Annotated in this window: 22 protein-coding genes; 20 read left to right on the top strand and 2 right to left on the bottom strand. The window is 38.3% G+C overall.

Annotation, left to right across the window (positions count from 1 at the left end):
* Nucleotides 1-223: 223 nt before the first annotated feature.
* Nucleotides 224-1,420 (bottom strand): site-specific integrase, encoded by a 1,197-nt coding sequence (locus CSV76_RS00005; RefSeq protein ID WP_099624421.1) that lies wholly within the window; start codon nt 1,418-1,420, stop codon nt 224-226.
* A 6-nt stretch (nt 1,421-1,426) separates the two neighbouring features.
* Complete coding sequence (locus tag CSV76_RS00010) at nt 1,427-2,149, bottom strand: helix-turn-helix domain-containing protein (protein WP_158232715.1); 723 nt, start codon at nt 2,147-2,149, stop codon at nt 1,427-1,429.
* A gap of 144 nt (nt 2,150-2,293) precedes the next feature.
* Here CSV76_RS00010 and CSV76_RS00015 point away from each other — a divergent pair, with 144 nt between their 5' ends.
* The 20 genes from CSV76_RS00015 (at nt 2,294) to CSV76_RS00105 (ending at nt 15,421) form a co-directional block, all read left to right on the top strand.
* On the top strand, nt 2,294-2,482 hold the full coding sequence (locus tag CSV76_RS00015) for a helix-turn-helix domain-containing protein (RefSeq protein WP_099624423.1): 189 nt from the start codon (nt 2,294-2,296) through the stop codon (nt 2,480-2,482).
* 242 nt (nt 2,483-2,724) lie between these two features.
* Nucleotides 2,725-3,132: a hypothetical protein gene (locus CSV76_RS00020; protein ID WP_099624424.1), complete on the top strand. Its 408-nt coding sequence runs from the start codon at nt 2,725-2,727 to the stop codon at nt 3,130-3,132.
* Entirely contained in the window at nt 3,129-3,584 is a 456-nt protein-coding gene (locus CSV76_RS00025; protein WP_099624425.1) for a hypothetical protein, read from the top strand. Before CSV76_RS00020 ends, CSV76_RS00025 begins: the two co-directional genes overlap by 4 nt.
* 82 nt (nt 3,585-3,666) lie before the next feature.
* On the top strand, nt 3,667-4,656 hold the full coding sequence (locus CSV76_RS00030) for a bifunctional DNA primase/polymerase (RefSeq protein WP_099624426.1): 990 nt from the start codon (nt 3,667-3,669) through the stop codon (nt 4,654-4,656).
* On the top strand, nt 4,656-6,362 hold the full coding sequence (locus CSV76_RS00035; protein ID WP_158232716.1) for a DUF927 domain-containing protein: 1,707 nt from the start codon (nt 4,656-4,658) through the stop codon (nt 6,360-6,362). The genes CSV76_RS00030 and CSV76_RS00035 overlap by 1 nt, the downstream gene beginning before the upstream one ends.
* Before the next feature lie 321 nt (nt 6,363-6,683).
* On the top strand, nt 6,684-6,992 hold the full coding sequence (locus tag CSV76_RS00040) for a hypothetical protein (RefSeq protein ID WP_099624428.1): 309 nt from the start codon (nt 6,684-6,686) through the stop codon (nt 6,990-6,992).
* A 24-nt stretch (nt 6,993-7,016) separates the two neighbouring features.
* Nucleotides 7,017-7,253: a hypothetical protein gene (locus tag CSV76_RS00045; protein ID WP_099624429.1), complete on the top strand. Its 237-nt coding sequence runs from the start codon at nt 7,017-7,019 to the stop codon at nt 7,251-7,253.
* Between the two features lie 41 nt (nt 7,254-7,294).
* A complete protein-coding gene (locus CSV76_RS00050; protein WP_143560338.1) occupies nt 7,295-7,618 on the top strand; it encodes a BAR domain-containing protein in 324 nt (107 codons plus the stop codon).
* Nucleotides 7,578-7,946, top strand: a complete 369-nt coding sequence (locus CSV76_RS00055; RefSeq protein ID WP_099624431.1) for a sigma factor-like helix-turn-helix DNA-binding protein — start codon at nt 7,578-7,580, stop codon at nt 7,944-7,946. Before CSV76_RS00050 ends, CSV76_RS00055 begins: the two co-directional genes overlap by 41 nt.
* A 15-nt stretch (nt 7,947-7,961) precedes the next feature.
* Complete coding sequence (locus tag CSV76_RS00060) at nt 7,962-8,654, top strand: hypothetical protein (protein WP_099624432.1); 693 nt, start codon at nt 7,962-7,964, stop codon at nt 8,652-8,654.
* Between the two features lie 47 nt (nt 8,655-8,701).
* Complete coding sequence (locus CSV76_RS00065) at nt 8,702-9,052, top strand: HNH endonuclease (RefSeq protein WP_099624433.1); 351 nt, start codon at nt 8,702-8,704, stop codon at nt 9,050-9,052.
* A 145-nt stretch (nt 9,053-9,197) separates the two neighbouring features.
* Nucleotides 9,198-9,524 (top strand): P27 family phage terminase small subunit, encoded by a 327-nt coding sequence (locus CSV76_RS00070; protein WP_233204374.1) that lies wholly within the window; start codon nt 9,198-9,200, stop codon nt 9,522-9,524.
* A 22-nt stretch (nt 9,525-9,546) separates the two neighbouring features.
* Complete coding sequence (locus tag CSV76_RS00075) at nt 9,547-10,269, top strand: head maturation protease, ClpP-related (protein WP_099624435.1); 723 nt, start codon at nt 9,547-9,549, stop codon at nt 10,267-10,269.
* A 2-nt stretch (nt 10,270-10,271) separates the two neighbouring features.
* The gene (locus CSV76_RS00080; RefSeq protein ID WP_099624436.1) at nt 10,272-10,565 is read left to right on the top strand and encodes a hypothetical protein; all 294 of its coding nucleotides are present in this window, start codon (nt 10,272-10,274) and stop codon (nt 10,563-10,565) included.
* An 11-nt stretch (nt 10,566-10,576) separates the two neighbouring features.
* A complete protein-coding gene (locus tag CSV76_RS00085; RefSeq protein WP_158232717.1) occupies nt 10,577-11,152 on the top strand; it encodes a hypothetical protein in 576 nt (191 codons plus the stop codon).
* A gap of 73 nt (nt 11,153-11,225) precedes the next feature.
* The gene (locus tag CSV76_RS17175) at nt 11,226-11,387 is read left to right on the top strand and encodes a hypothetical protein (RefSeq protein ID WP_158232718.1); all 162 of its coding nucleotides are present in this window, start codon (nt 11,226-11,228) and stop codon (nt 11,385-11,387) included.
* A gap of 4 nt (nt 11,388-11,391) precedes the next feature.
* Nucleotides 11,392-11,730 carry a hypothetical protein gene (locus CSV76_RS00090; protein ID WP_099624438.1) on the top strand — a complete coding sequence of 113 codons (339 nt, stop codon included), beginning with the start codon at nt 11,392-11,394 and terminating at the stop codon, nt 11,728-11,730.
* Nucleotides 11,717-14,044 carry a phage tail tape measure protein gene (locus tag CSV76_RS00095; protein ID WP_099624439.1) on the top strand — a complete coding sequence of 776 codons (2,328 nt, stop codon included), beginning with the start codon at nt 11,717-11,719 and terminating at the stop codon, nt 14,042-14,044. The genes CSV76_RS00090 and CSV76_RS00095 overlap by 14 nt, the downstream gene beginning before the upstream one ends.
* Nucleotides 14,045-14,697: 653 nt before the next feature.
* The gene (locus CSV76_RS00100) at nt 14,698-14,886 is read left to right on the top strand and encodes a hypothetical protein (RefSeq protein ID WP_099624440.1); all 189 of its coding nucleotides are present in this window, start codon (nt 14,698-14,700) and stop codon (nt 14,884-14,886) included.
* Complete coding sequence (locus tag CSV76_RS00105; protein WP_099624441.1) at nt 14,873-15,421, top strand: GNAT family N-acetyltransferase; 549 nt, start codon at nt 14,873-14,875, stop codon at nt 15,419-15,421. Before CSV76_RS00100 ends, CSV76_RS00105 begins: the two co-directional genes overlap by 14 nt.
* Nucleotides 15,422-15,717 lie beyond the last annotated feature (296 nt).

Here is a 15,717-nt window from a genome sequence, read left to right on the forward strand (position 1 = left end):
GTCATAGGTGCCAAACCTAAGTTATTTACCGTCGGAACACGGTTTATAACAATAAACAGTCCTATTAGACCGAATGTCTAGGGGCTGTTTTTTTATGTCTTGGGGCTAAATTGGGGCTAAAAATTGTTATAAAGCATTGTAAATCATGATATGAACATAAAAAAAGGTTAATCCATTTCGGGCAAATGTAGTATGTGTTTGCCGTTTTGAATTAACCTTTTTATTATTCAACCTGTTTATTTCTAACTGGTCCTATACCTTCAAGTGTGGATGCAGCGTCTTGATCTGCCGAACGTAACAAATGACCATACACATCCATTGTGGTACTGATTTTAGAATGTCCAAGCCTTTCAGCTATCACCTTCGCATGTACGCCCCTTGCTATCTGAAGTGTAGCGAATGTATGCCGGAGATCGTGCAACCGTATATAGCGCAGTTCAGCGCGTTCAGTGAATCGTTTCCACCAGGTACTTGGTGTATCGGGGTAGAAATGTGTTCCGTTTTCATTGCAGAATAACCATTCTCTTTCGTTTTCAATCCATCCTGATCCCATTCGCAACTTTTCTTTTATCCAATGTTTTCGAAAGCGATCCAGTTCATCCATTGTGGAATCAGGCAATGTAATAATGCGATTAGACTTTCTAGTTTTCGGATGCTTAATAAGCGCCCCGGCTTTTCCTTTTACAATGGTTGTTGATACATCTATACATTTATTCAGCTTGTCCACTTTGCCCCATTCTAGCCCCAACAATTCGCCCCTGCGCAGTCCTGCGGTTAAAGCGAGAGTGAGAAATACTTGCCAGTAAATAGGTTCGTTTTCAGCAGCTACAAATAAGGCTTTAATCTCATGCGGTTCGTATACATTTAATTCGTCTGATTGCGGTGCTTGTTTATCCGATGGTTTATTAACACCATCCATTGGATTTAGCGCGATTACTTTCCACTTCACAGCGTATTTAAAGACGCTACTCAACGTTTTGTACACTTCCACTTTTGAAGCAACAGACAAATCACCTTCTTTTCCATCTTTCCTGGTTAATCCGTTCAATAGGTCAGCCAATAGCAAAGGTTTAAATTGATCCATTCTAACATGCGAGATCACGGGGAGTATGTGGCTGTTTAAAACAGTCATTCTGTTAATATAAGTCGTTTCTGATAATTCTTTATCTGCGAAGTTCTTCTTCCACTCTTCCACGAATGCTCCAAAAGTCATCCTTTCGGGAGCGATGTATGATTCTGAAAGCACTTCTTCCTTGAATTTTAAATACTCATGTTTCAAATGTTCTTCTAACTTTTTGGGTGTGAACTTTTCCGTGACAGTATAAGTCATCCTTTTACGAATGTACTTACCATTTGCATCCTTTCCAGCGGTGACAGTGAAGCGGTACGAGTTATCACCGCGCTTTTCAATGTTTGCCATGGTGGATCACTCCTGTTCTAATTCTTCGCTAAAAAGTATTTCGGCTATTCTAAGTAACTGTATACGTTGATGATTAGATATTTTTTTCTCGTTGAAGTAAATGTTTTGACTGTCTTTTAAAAGTGTATCTAAAAGTATTTTTTCCTTATTTATTACAAAATCTTCTATTAAATGATGCATTTCGGAGGCGCCTTCGTAATCTATCGCATCTTCTATTGCTGAATTCAGTTGTTGAATCTCAATAGTGAGGTTGTTAATTTTACTCATTCTCTCTTCTATTCTTTCATTTAATATTTTTTCTTGGTAAAAAAAGTCCTCTAAACCATGTTTTAATTTGTTAATTTCTTCTGAAGACGTCTCTTTGTTAGAAATCTTCTCATTAATTCTTTGTAAGTTTTTCTTTAACTCTAAGTAATCAAGGGTGTGTTTTTCTAACATGTTCAATTCCATACGATGAAAAGTGGTTTTTTCATTACGTTCTTCGATTAAGTTTTCAACATCCATGGGCTGCCAGTGACCGGCCTTCGACATTAAGTCAAAGTAAGAAACCCCCAAGGCTTCGGATAACTTTCCAAGTAATTCCGGTGATGGCATGGCTTTTCTCTTTCCGTTCTCTATCTGAGAAAGGTAGGGATTTGAATAGCCAATTAAATCGCCGAGCTCGGTCAAAGTTAAGCTTTTCTGTTCTCTTAACGACTTTAAGTACGCGCCAAATTCCATTATGTTCATCATTATCACTCCTTAATCAACAGTATAGTCTTTTGCTTACAATTAGTAAATTGTTTGTTAAATTACTAATTTTACTTGCAGTTAGTAAGAATTGATGTTACATTACTTACAGATAGTAAAAACATGAAAGGAGGAGAGATGAAAATGCAAAACAAAATCATGACGGTCAAACAGACGGCGGAGTTTCTTGGTACATCTATTACGACTATTTACACAGCTTGCCGTGAAAATGAATTGCCACATTTTCGTGTGAGGGGAAAAATTCTCTTCAATCGAGACATATTGGAATCTTGGACACGCGGAGAATACCAGATGGAGCAAATAGCCAAATGATCTCTTTTCGGAAAAGGGGGTGATCCACAATGAAAGATTTCGTAAACGTACTAACTGGAACCGATTCACCAGAAGCGAACACGCTGGCAATTAATATTTTTTACGGTAGCTTGACGGTTATCACTTTTATTCTAGCGATTACTTTATAGATGGGTACTGGGTTAGATTCAATGCCAAGTGATGAATCGAATAGAAACACAAAGCCTTTGAGGGATTTTAAAAACGAATAGGGGGAAATAACGATGACAAAAACAGAACTTTTTAACGGTGTAGAACTTTCTGATTCAGATTATACAGCACTAGGTGGCATCCTGGACAATGGGGAAGGAAAAGCGATTTCTTTATTAAAAGCATTTGAAATAGGTCAGAAATCTGTTACTCAAAACAGCGGCACGAAAAAATTAATAGGGGAACATGGTGTTTTTAACATCTTTGACATCGCTGATATGCTTAAAAATGCAATTTTGAAAGATGGAGAATATACGCTTTACGAAATTCAGAAAGACGGTTCAAATCGTCCGTATCAGGTCTCCAGGGAATATTATCTCGACTTTATAATGAACAGCGCAGTGGAAGGGTTATACGAAGTATTGGGAAGTTTTGTGGATGATGAAGGTAATTTTATTATAAACGAGGAGGAAAGAGCATGAAATACAAAATTGAAGAACTACACGACCATATCACAGACTTAGGACTTTTCTTGGAGACGTTTCAACACACTCAATCTGAAATCAGTCAAATGACACAAGACGCAGATGCCAAATTATACAAAGGGTTACAGGAGTATTTCCTTTGGGATAATCACAGCACTCTTAAAGTGGCTGACGCTTTGCTTTACCGCTTGGAGAAAGAGCTGACCGAGATTCACAAAAAAATGCAAGAAGTAACCGCAACTCTTGATGATCAAGCAAGTCATTCTTACCCTTACTCAGAATTACAAACTATGTCACCAGAAAAAGACAATGAGATTGCTATGCGCTATAACCGTAAGGCGTTTGTTTCTGAATTTGGCAGAGATCCTGAATCAGATGAAGAAGTAAAAACGTGGATCGCTGGAGTAATTGCGAAAATTGACGAATCAGAGCAAATAAAAAAAGCTTAAAATCCACTGCAATGGAATTTAAGCAAGCATTTTACAAGGGTTATTGTAGCGCAGTCATCAAGAAATTGCACGTTGTGTCTTGATGATAGGACGATTATTCTTGGACGTCATCGCGAAAAATGTCTTAACGTCTGAATCGGCCATCTGGGACAGAGTGCATCTTTTGAGAAAAGGACTGAAGCTAATGTCAACAATCATAACAAAACCAATCCATGAAATCAATATAAATATGCGTAACGCAAAGATGCTCAAATCATCGTTAGCTTACGCAAAACTATTTAATTGGCATGTATTCCCTGTGCATAGTTTGAATGCAGGGAAGTGTACTTGTAGCAATCCTGATTGCAAGCAGATAGCAAAGCATCCTATTCCGCACAATGGTTTGAAATCTGCTACTAATGATCCTGAAACAATCAAACAGTGGTGGACAGTTGATTATCCAGGAGCAAATATTGGAGTTCGGACAGGTCTTGAATCTGGCATATTTGTTCTTGATGTGGATATTCACAAAGTAGATGGTCGAGAAACGCTGAAAGAGTTAGAAGAACAGCACGATCAACTACCTGAAACCATTCAATCGATTACTGGATCTGGTGGCAATCATTACTTATTCAACTATCAGAGTGGTATAGGAAACAAAGTGAACTTTCGTCCTGGCTTAGACATTCGCGGAGATGGTGGGTATGTAGTGGTTGCGCCATCTGTTCATGAGTCAGGTTCATGCTATGAGTGGGAATTGTCTAGCCGCCCACTGGATGTACCTATTGCTGATGCACCAGAATGGCTTACTAATCTATTAAAGAAGCCTATACGGCTATCTGATGGAGACACCATTGCACAACCATCATCGCACTGGCAAAAGCTCATGCAGGGTCTATCGGAAGGTGAAGGACGTAATCCAGCGGCTACTTCTATTGTTGGCCATTTACTTTCTAAACGAGTGGACCTATTGCTAGTTTACGAGATGCTTCATTTATGGAATGAGCGAAACGATCCACCAATGAATCGGGAAGAATTAGACGGTGTTATTACAAGTATTGCAAGAAAAGAAATAGAAAGGAGGGGTAAATAGTGACAAAACCACCTGTCGAAATCATTGACTTGGCTGAAAGACAACGAAAGAAGATACAGAGAACTGAAATTGAAGCTGTAGACCACCCCTCCGGTATTAGTGTGAAAATACCCGAGGGCTTTGAAGTAAGGGATGGCAGACTATATATTATTGTTTCTGAAGGTAAAGGAGAAAACAAGATAACTTTTCCTGTCCATCTAATTAGAACGTTCCCGATCATCACGCGATCATTAACAAATATTGAACGATCTGAATATTACTATGAACTATGTTGGCAGAATGAAGGCCGTTTATATAAAGAAATTGTTCCTGCTTTGACCATATCAACAGCGGTTGAACTAAAGAAAATATCCAATATGTCACTAGCTGTAAATGATAACAACGCAAAAAACTTGATTAGTTTTTTTGATAAGTTTCTGCTACTGAATAATGTGCCATCTACTGAAATGGTTGAAAGATTAGGGCATATTGATAATTCATTTGTCCATCCATTGCAGACAGATGGGTTGGAAGTTCTACCTGGTGACGTAGGAGAGAAACAAATATTTGAAGCGTTCCAGTCATTAGGAAGTAGTGCAGGGTGGATTGAAAATGTATTGAAGTTGATTGAGCCGCATCCAAAAGCTTTATTAATGCTTGTCTCTTCGTTTACATCGGTTATTTTGAAAGATTTGAAGTTAGGACCATTCATTATTGACTTATCCGGACCTACTTCAAAAGGTAAAACAACTGTATTGAAGGCGGCCGCAAGTGTGTGGGGAACTGAACATCTTGTTTCCGAATGGAATGGTACAGCAGTTTCTTTTGAGCGCAAATCAGCGTTCCTGAACAGTTTTCCAATGATTTTAGATGACAGCATGAAAGCAGATGAAAGGCAGTTGCAAAGGTTTATATACAACTTTAGTGGTGGACGTTCTAAGGGGCGAGGTAGTGTATCAGGCAGTCAGAAAGAGTTTTCATGGAATAATCTAATGCTTTCTACTGGAGAAACATCCCTATTGGATTACGCAGAAAGAGCAGGTGGAGCGGCTGCACGTGTGTTACCTATAAAAGGATTGCCGTTTAAGGACTCGGATCATACCTTCTTCAGCGAACTTTATAAAGGGATAGAGAATAATCACGGAACTGTCGGCTTGGAATTTCTCGAACATTGGAATCAAAACAAGAAAGAGTTACTCCCTCTTTATTATGAACATAATGCCATGTTCCAGAAGAAAAGTAATGGAAATGAAGTAGTGTCCAGAATAGCCAGACATTATTCAGCTATTTATTTCACAGCAGGATTGTTAATGAAATTCTTCGATGCACCACTGGATCTAGGTTGGTTGGAAATATTATTTGATGAAATTATGGAAGAAAACAAGTCGATAGACAAGCCTATGCAAATGTTAGAAGCATTATTAACTGATTTAGACGCTTCCAGAGAGTGCATTTCGGGAAAGTATGAGTCGAAAATGGAAATGAAAGCAATTTATAAAGACGGAACACTGTTTTTGTTGCCAGCTTATCTAAAAGAATTCTTGGGAGTTGAAACGAACGCGATCAGGAGTGAATGGCTGAGAAGAGGAATCACGTTAAGTGCTGATCGTGATGGTAAGAAAACTGACACTAGACAGCTTAAACATTTGCGGAAAAAATACAGACCTGTAGCTTTTAATCCTGAAATTATAGAAAAAATGGGATTTGATTTTGAGGAAGAGGATTAATTCTTAAAGGTACCCAAAGTACACAACAGTAAGGTAATAAAATTCATTTTGGGTACCTCTGGAAACAGCTTTATATCAACGTCTTTACTATATAAGTACCCAAAGTACCCAAAGTACCCAATTATTTAATATGTTCATGACAGTAACTTCATTTATATCACTTAATAAATATATATCCTATGTTCTTGGAGAAACAGGGTACTTTGGGTACCGGATAGGTTGAAGCATTGGTATGGCAAGGTTCAGTAGGTACCCAACGAGTACCCAAAGTACCAAAACAACCTCTAAAGGTACCCAAACAAGAGATGAGGAGCCGTATAAATGTACAAAAATACAAATTTAACGAAAGACCAGTTTGATTTCTTAGTAAATTGGTGTAATGGCTTGCAGCGTATTCAAAAACCGCGTTCGAGTGAGAATCTAAAGCTAATGGTTGAGTATTTGTTTTTTTACATCAGCGGTAATGATATGAACATGGTGATGAAAGAAACAGGAATAAAGGGTGATCGGTGGGTTCACAACATTTCAGCTAAGCAAATAAAGAGAATACGCTCAATGCATAACCGTCGCGGCTGGCACCAATCCTTAGAAGAAAGGATGAAAGAACTAGATTATAAAGACTTCTTATAAATAACTAAGAAAAGAGTGATTGAATTGACAAAACAAAACATCGTAACACTCAAAGAAACGAGATATGAAAAGCCTACTAGTTTGTATTCTGTGGTAGAAAAATGCGTGATTTGCAAAAAGCGACATATCCATTCAGCATCGGAAGGTAATAGATCTGCTCATTGTCTCGATCTGCTAAAAGGAACTACTTATGATTTGGTGATAGATCGAGAGAATGCTGAAAATATCCGTTTAGCTAAAAAGTACGGTATTCAATTATGAACTTCCTTATTGATTATTGGGAGCTGCAAGAAGAGATCACTGTGTTAGAAATTGATTTAAAGCAAATGCGATTAAATTCAATAGACAATCCGGACATCAGAAAACTTGAAAAATATATAGCTGCTAAAAAGAATGATGAAGCAGACTTCCTGGAATTGATAAGTAAATTCAAAGGTATTGAAAGTAGAGTTCTTAAACTGAAATATATTGATGGATTGAGTTTAGAGCAAGTTGCTCACTCATTGAACTGTGGGAGTGGTTACATTCAAAAAGTTCATGCGGATCTAATCGGTGCAATGAAAAATAAATACAGGGGTGAGCTAAGTGAATTTGTGGATTGGCGATTATCTAAAATTACGCAATGATATTTATTATTTGGAATTCAAACTGACTGATCCAGAGCTACCTAAGAAAGAAATCGTTGATGTACGAAAGAAATTGGACGAACGGTTATATCGAGAAGGACAGTTCAAAGTAATTTTAAAGTCTTTCGATGACTTAGAGAATCAGATTTTAATAATGCGGTATGCAGAAGGACTCACACTAAATAAAGTAGCGGAAAATCTAGGATATACCGTTCAGTATATTTACAACAAACATGCAAAGATTTTAGAAACTATATCAACTTTCGAAAGGTTACATACAGAATTAAAACAATTTGAAAAGAACTTTCCCCTTCAACGTAAAAAGTAAAGCGAGGTGTGCAGCATGAATCAATCAACCTTATCTGAATCATTTGGTCAGCAAATAAAAGATTTAACAGCCGGAACTATATATGAAGTTCAGCCGGATGAGATTGACAGTCCAGATAAAACAATGGACCAGGAAGAAGCGAGGATTAGGAGTGTGATGTATAACCTGTGGATGGGCGCACAGTCAAAGCATCTAGCCAAGAGAATGAAGGATAGACAGGCTGCACACTATGAACAGCTGTATGAGTTCAGCTATGGAGTGGTTAGCTATGATCCAGAGGACCGCATGGTGAAAGGTACGGAGAACATTGCACTCATGATCATTGATGAGAAGAGAGCGTTCGCTAAGCGCATTGCCAATCTATATGCAGAACATGATACCTTCCGATCTATCATGGCCAGTCTAGATGAACCATCCAGAAGGATACTCACCCAGTACTTCATGCACCATAACAAGGTGGACTATGAAACGTTACGGCAAGCATTGAAGAAGAATCTGAACAAGATAGAGAAAGTATTCAAGAGCGATGAACAAAGGAAGGAAGATAGAGCAGACCGAGAAGAGGAAGAAGAGCAGGCGGCACTAGGTCGCGTTCCTGTCATGGTAGGACGTGTGAAGGTATTCATGTCCAAGGAAGAACATCAGCGACACATCGAAGAGCAGAGAGCGTTGAGTGAAGACCTCATGACAAGACTTGGATTGAAGTGAGGCGGCAAAAGTAAATAGTAAATATGTAAGTAATCGGAGGTGTACTTATGACCACTACACACGACACATACACAACCAAGGAACAACAGATGAAGTTCTATCAGTCAACAGCTTGGCGAGGTGTGAACGGCATACGCAATCAAGCATTGAAGCGTGACCGTTATGAATGCCAGGAGTGCAGACGGCAAGGCAGAGTGCATCTGGATTCAGTGAAGGTTGAAGGTGAGCGGAAGAAGATAGCGCTCAACGTCCATCACATTAAAGAGATTGAAACGCATCCAGAGTTAGCTTTGAACTTGGACAACACTTTAACAGTTTGCTTGGCCTGTCACAACGCTATTCACGGAAAAGAATTTGTGAAAAGAGAAAACAAATGGGCAGCTGATGAAAAATGGTAAATAGTTTTTGCTGAATGAAACAGCAAACGAAAACACTCCCCCCGTCAAAAAAAAACGAGATTTTATTTTTTTATCCCTACACCGGTAGGGGAGTCTTTTAACCAGATTTATTGCCAAAATATCGCGTATAGGGGGTGGTGTAATAATGAAGCCGTTCCGGATTGACGTTGGACTCAATAGTATCAAGGTTTATCTGCTATCTCGCATAGATCAGAGTAACCCTGTGGAAACTGAAAAAGTCGGTAGGTACTTGAAGCACATTGAGATATACAGACGTATGGAACGAACTGTGAAAAAAGATGGTGTGTCTATCCTGGTGAAGAATGGAAGTCAGTCATTCCTGAAATCTCATCCTTTGCTGGCTGAAATGAATAAGGTGAATTCATCTATCATGAATATCGAAAAGACATTTAATTTCATAGATAAGGAAATCGACGGTCTTCCGCGATATTCAGCAGATGATTTAGTGTGAAAATAAAAGGAGTTGATTGACCATGGAAAAAGAAAAGTATTTTAATTTTGTTAAGAAGAACTCTAACAAAGCCGAGATCTACATTTACGGTTATATCATGAGTGAAGATTTTCGAGACGATCAGGACACCAGCGCTATATCTTTCAAAAAAGAATTGGATGGTCTAGGTAATGTAAAAGAAATCGAGCTTCATGTTAATTCGGGAGGGGGGATGGTATTCGAGGCAGCCGCAATCTACAACATGCTCAAACGTCATCCAGCAACTATTACTGCATACATTGACGGTTTAGCCGCTTCAGCCGCAAGCATGATAGTTATGGCCGCGTCAAAAGTGTACATGCCTGAAAATGGTTTCATTATGATTCATAACGCTTGGTCTGCCGCAAGTGGAGATCATAGAGAAATGACAAAACAGGCTGATGTATTGAGACAACTCACGGAAATTTTGAAAGTAGCTTATATCGAAAAGGGTCTAAACATTTCAAAAGAAGAGTTGACTAGATTAATGGATGAAGAAACGTGGTTAGATTGCCGGACAGCTATCGGTTTTGGTTTTGCCGATGAAATGATACGTCCAGTTAATGCGGCTGCAAGTATTGACCGTAACCTATTAAATCAATATCAAAATGTTCCGGATGATCTAGAACGTAAATTAGCAAGTGAAAATCCAGTAGATAAAAAACAAAATAACCTTGTTGCTAATCCGCTTGTAAAAGCATTCTTAAATATGAAAGGGGAAAATTAATCATGACAAAACAACTAACTGAAAATCAAAAACAAGCTAAAGAATATTTGGAGGAGAACGGTTATAGTCCGTTACTCGATTTGACTAATGAAACAGAAGTGATCCATGAGCGAATCGGGAAACAACTTGTGGATGTTGTGAAATACCATGCTGATAAGAAGCCGATGAGTAACGACTTCACTGAAGAAAAAAGAAAAGAATGGTATAAATCCGCTATGTCAGATGTACATCATATTAATTCATTATTATCTATGGTATCTCAAGAGATCGCCAAAATGAAAGCAGGTGCTAAGTAATGACAAAGGGAATGCAGGAAACTTTAGAAATTTCAAGGAAGATTAATGAAGTATCGGACGTAAGTAGATTGCTTAAAAAGCAATATGAAATCAACAAGAAACTAGAAAATGCAAAAGAGCGATTAAAAACAGTTGAAACTATGGATGAACACGAAAAGATTACTCGTGAGATTTCAACTCTTCAAAATGAAAAGCAATCGGTGGAAACGGAATTTGAATTACGTCCAAAGATGGAGGAAATAGTTCTGAAAAGCGAAACACCGAAAATCATAGGTGCGTATAACAAAGAGTTCAAACCATATCACGATAAATATAAAAAACTCGATAAAAAGCTAAAAGAAGAATTAATCAAATTTGAGAAATCAGTACGTCCGATGGTAAAAGAAATGTTGGAAATTGAGCAAATGGAATCCAACTTCCATCACGTTACGCTAAAAGCGAGTATTGAAGATCGAAAAGAGTTGTTAAAACTACCTGTTGATAGTGGAAGCTTAAAAGCTATTCAGAGGTTTACAACTCCTATGCAACACTCTCTAGCAGGAAAAGTATATGAAGTCATCAATGCAATCGAAAGAAACTGCAAATAACCTTGTAAAAACAGACGTTTAGGGTCATGTGATAAATGCATGACCCTTTAACTTTACTAAAGGATGTGTATAGATGGCTAGAATCAAAAACACTAGATCAGGTGCTCATCAAGCAAGTCTTGCAGAAAACAACAGGTACGAAGTCTACTGGATGTTTGAAAGGTTAAAGCGAGACAGAAGGAAGCGAAAGAAAGAAGAACAAGCAACCTCTTCTGCTTCTTTTGAAAGGTGGTGAGAAAATGGATATCAAGGAACTTGGTGTAGTTGAATTAAAAGAAAAATCATTTCCATTAGCTATCGGAAAAGAAACATTGGAAGTATACCAAAAAACATTTAAACGCAACTTAGAAAAGGATTTAGATCTTTATGAAAAACTCGCTGATGATGGAATGTTCAAAAACGGTAAAAATAATAAGAAGGCATTGCAAATTATATGGGCATTCGCGAAAACAGCAGACCACACAATAAAACGACCTAAGACGTGGATCAAACAGTTTGACGATAATTCACTACACGACATATTTCAGCAAGTAGAAGATATATTTACGAAAGAGGTGATGAATAATGGCTGGAAATAGAGTTATATCCGCTGTTTTAACGCTGAAAGATAGAGATTTCTCCGCTAATGCTAAAAAAGCCACATCCTCCACAAAGGATATGGAGCGACAAATAAAGCATTCTAAAAACACGGTCAAAGAATTCGGTAAAAACGCAGGTAAAGCAATGAAGAATGTGGCTAAAGGTGCCGCTGTTGGTGGTGCTGCTATCGTTGCTGGTCTTGGTGTAGCTTTTGCCGCAACTAAAAAGCTAACTGATGGTTTTGACAATGTGGCGAAGACATCTAGAAAAATGGGTGTAACATCTGACTTCTATCAAGAGATGGATTACTGGGCAGGTCAAAACGGTGTATCTACAGACAACATGGAAAAGTCAATGAAACGACTGAATCAGCGTGTCGGTGAAGCTAGGGGCGGTAATGAGAAGTACACTGGAGCTTTAAAAGCGCTCGGTATTGATATGACCGCTGTGAAAAAAGGCACACTATCCACAGAAGATGCCATGTCTCAATCAATCACCGCTTTATCTAAGATGACAAACGAACAAGATAAAGCAGCGCTTGCATCCGAGTTGTTTGGTACTAAACTTGCACAAGAGTTAATGCCAGCAATACAAGACGGATCACTCTCAATGGAAGACGCTCAAAAGAACGCAAAAGAATTAGGCTTCGTCATCGGAGAAGATACGTTAGGTGCGGCTGAAAAGTTTAACGACACATGGGATAACTTGACCAGAGGTGTACAAGCATTAGGTAAAAAAGGTGTAGCTGGTATGATGCCTTTCTTCCAAACATTAATGGAATGGGGAATAAACAAGCTACCCGCAATACAGAAATTTGTATCCAGTGGGTTTGACACGATAGGCAGCGTAATGACTTCAATGAAAGAAAAAGGAAAAGTTGCTTTAGATGCAATTAAGCAAGCAGTTTCCGATAATGCACCTACACTAGAAAACCTTAAAGGTATCGCTGTGGATGTAGGTGATAAAATCAAAGGTGCTTTCGAATTAGCAAAACCCGCTATTAGTTGGCTTGGCGAAAACGGCTTACCATTAGTTACTGATGCCGTTGTAGGCGTATTGGATAAAGCTACAAGCATGTATAACTTTGTAGCTGAAAAATGGCCTTTGATTATGCCTATTGTTGTTGGTATAGCTACTGCAATCGGAGCATATAAATTGGCTGTTACAACGGTTACGACTGCTAAAAAATTATGGACTCTTGCTACCGTAGGAGTTACAGCTGCGACAAAGTTAATGAGTGCCGCAATGGCAGTTACTCCATTAGGTTGGGTAGCTATTGCCATAGGTGCAGTAGTTGCGATTGGTATCGTCCTGTGGAAGAACTGGGATACTATAACAGCGAAAACAAAAGAATTGTCTGCCACATTAAAGACGAAGTTTGGTGAAGCGAAAGAGAAAGTAGTCACATTCGCCACTGAAATGAAGGATAAGGTAGTCGAGAAGTTCGGGAGCATTGTACAAACAGCTAAAGATTTACCTGGTCTAATTGGTAAAGGGATTGCAGACTATGCTTCAAAAGCTTTAGACGGCATGAAGGAGCTAGGTAACAATTTAAAGAAAAGTTTTATGGAAGCACTTAATATGGGTTCACCTTCAAAAGACTTTAAGCAAATGGGTATATGGATTGTAGAAGGCTTAGTGAATGGTCTTAATGCCGATAATTTATTGGCATTAGGAAAAAGCGTATTTAAGGGTTTTGCAGGAGGAGCGCTTAACACTCTCGAATCAATCAAAGGTTTCTTCACAGGTGGGTTTTCAGGTGACGCTAGCGACACTATCAATATGGGTGGTAAAGGTTTAGTAAATCAACTGGCTAAAAAGCATAATTTGCGTATTACAAGCGGTTTCCGTCCTGGCGCTGTTACAGCCTACGGGAATCCAAGTGACCACGCAACAGGTAATGCATATGATATTGCCGGTAGTCCACAAGGTATGTGGCAGGCAGGTCTCGAAGCGCAAAAAAACCCGCAAGTAAAGTATGTTATCGCTCGTAATATGATTAGTTATGGTGGTGGACCGTGGAAGCCTTATCCATACGGTGGACACTTGGATCACACGCATATTTCATTAAAGGGTGGTAGAGAACAAGGCGGACGTATTGGTTCGTCGGGTCGTTATTTAGTTGGAGAAGCGGGTCCAGAGATTGTTGATCTACCTGCTAACAGTCGAGTGCATAATAACCAAAACAGCAAGCGTATGGGGAATGGTGGAGTTACAGTGGTTATTGAGAACTTTAACTCTCGTGGAGTGACTACTACTGAAATGATTAATGAATTTGTACCGATGTTAAAATTACGATTAGCAAATATGTAAAATATTATTAAGCACCTACTCCAGTTATTAATAGGAGGGGTGCTTAATTGATTTTATGCAAAGTTTGACGTGCTTTTTTCATACATCTTCATTTATCCCATCTACTAATAACAAAATCCTGTACGGTATCTTGCAGTTTTTCCGCACCTACTTTTATTTCATCTACAAGATAAGAAAGGATAGCAGCCCATGATATGTGACGCCTTGAAATTCATGCTTGTTGAAATGAAGATTGTTCCGATAATGGAGCAATACGGAAATTCCGTATAGGTGAACGCATATTTGCACAGTCCAAAATTGGACCTTGAGATAGTTCTTTTTTTCAGTTGGTCCAATTTTGGACCAATCTCATTACTGAAGATCCAGGAGTGAGAGATGTCTCCAAAATTGAAGTGATGTATTCATGCGGTTCAATATCGGACCATGGGACTGTCCAAGTTTTTAATACAAGAGAGATATACGTCCTAAAAACAGATGGATAGTATCTAATAATGTTCTAAATTATGAAGAAAGAAAATAGAAATCTAGTTAAAATGTTTCGTTACCATTGTAAACAGGAATAAACCAAGTATAATAAAGGTAAGCGATGGCATATACTGTTTTACCTGAAAGGCGGGTGACGGTCGTATGCTCAATGAAAGGGGAAGGATGAAATGGCTACAGCTACACAAACCAAACCAGTGAGAATTTCATTCGATGACTTGAAAAAAAGAGAAGAATTTATAAATTGGGCGGAGAGTGAAAAAAAAGATAACTCTCCTGAAATGTCAGAATTACGCTCTCAATTAGATACAATTAGACGAATAAGAAGAATGAAGGATAAGTTTAATGAAAAGCACTGAAATAGAATTAGAAAGAATAAGGTCAGTATCCCTTTCAGATGAGAATGTATCGGATATTGGCCTTTTTCGATGTTCCGAAAAGCAAGTGGAAGAATTTTTAATAAATGATGCATTAAAACTTCAAAGAGTGAACTCCGCACATACCCATTTATTCTATTTCGAAGATCAATTAATAGGTTTTTTCACATTATTTGCAGACCAGGTTATCGTTACAAAAACAGCTAAAAGAAGCCTGGATGCCCAAGCTTTTGCAATACATAAAGGTTCCTCTTATCCAGCAATCAGAATTCATTACATAGGAATAGATGAAAAGTTTGAAAAGCAAGGTTTGGGAATCACTTTGCTATTATTCGCTTTGGATTTATGTAGGGAAGTGGCAGAAATGATAGGTGTGAATTTTGTCTGGTTGGAATCTTTACCAACATCTGAATCATTTTTTAACAAATATCATTTTAAAAAGGTTGAAACGAAGCAAGGACCAGGTGGTTCAAGAATTGTTAATATGGTTATGAAAATTGAAGATATTCAAACTTAATTACAAATAATCGTACTTAAGGTTTTTAGGCGCTGCATGCTTTTGGGGTTAATTTGGGGTTAAAATTCTGATAAAAGGCTATAAATAGCTTGAAAAAATTGATACACTTAAAAATGAAAGTTGCAATTAAGGGCATTATATAGGGTTTCTTATAGATAGGCATAATGATGACAGATACATTGACAGGGTGGAGGTCGCTGGTTCGAGCCCAGTCGGGGTCATAGGTGCCAAACCTAAGTTATTTACCGTCGGAACACGGTTTATAACAATAAACAGTCCTATTAGACCGAATGTCT

This window comes from Sporosarcina sp. P17b (assembly GCF_002743115.1).
In the GTDB taxonomy this organism is placed as follows: Bacteria; Bacillota; Bacilli; order Bacillales_A; family Planococcaceae; genus Sporosarcina; species Sporosarcina ureae_C.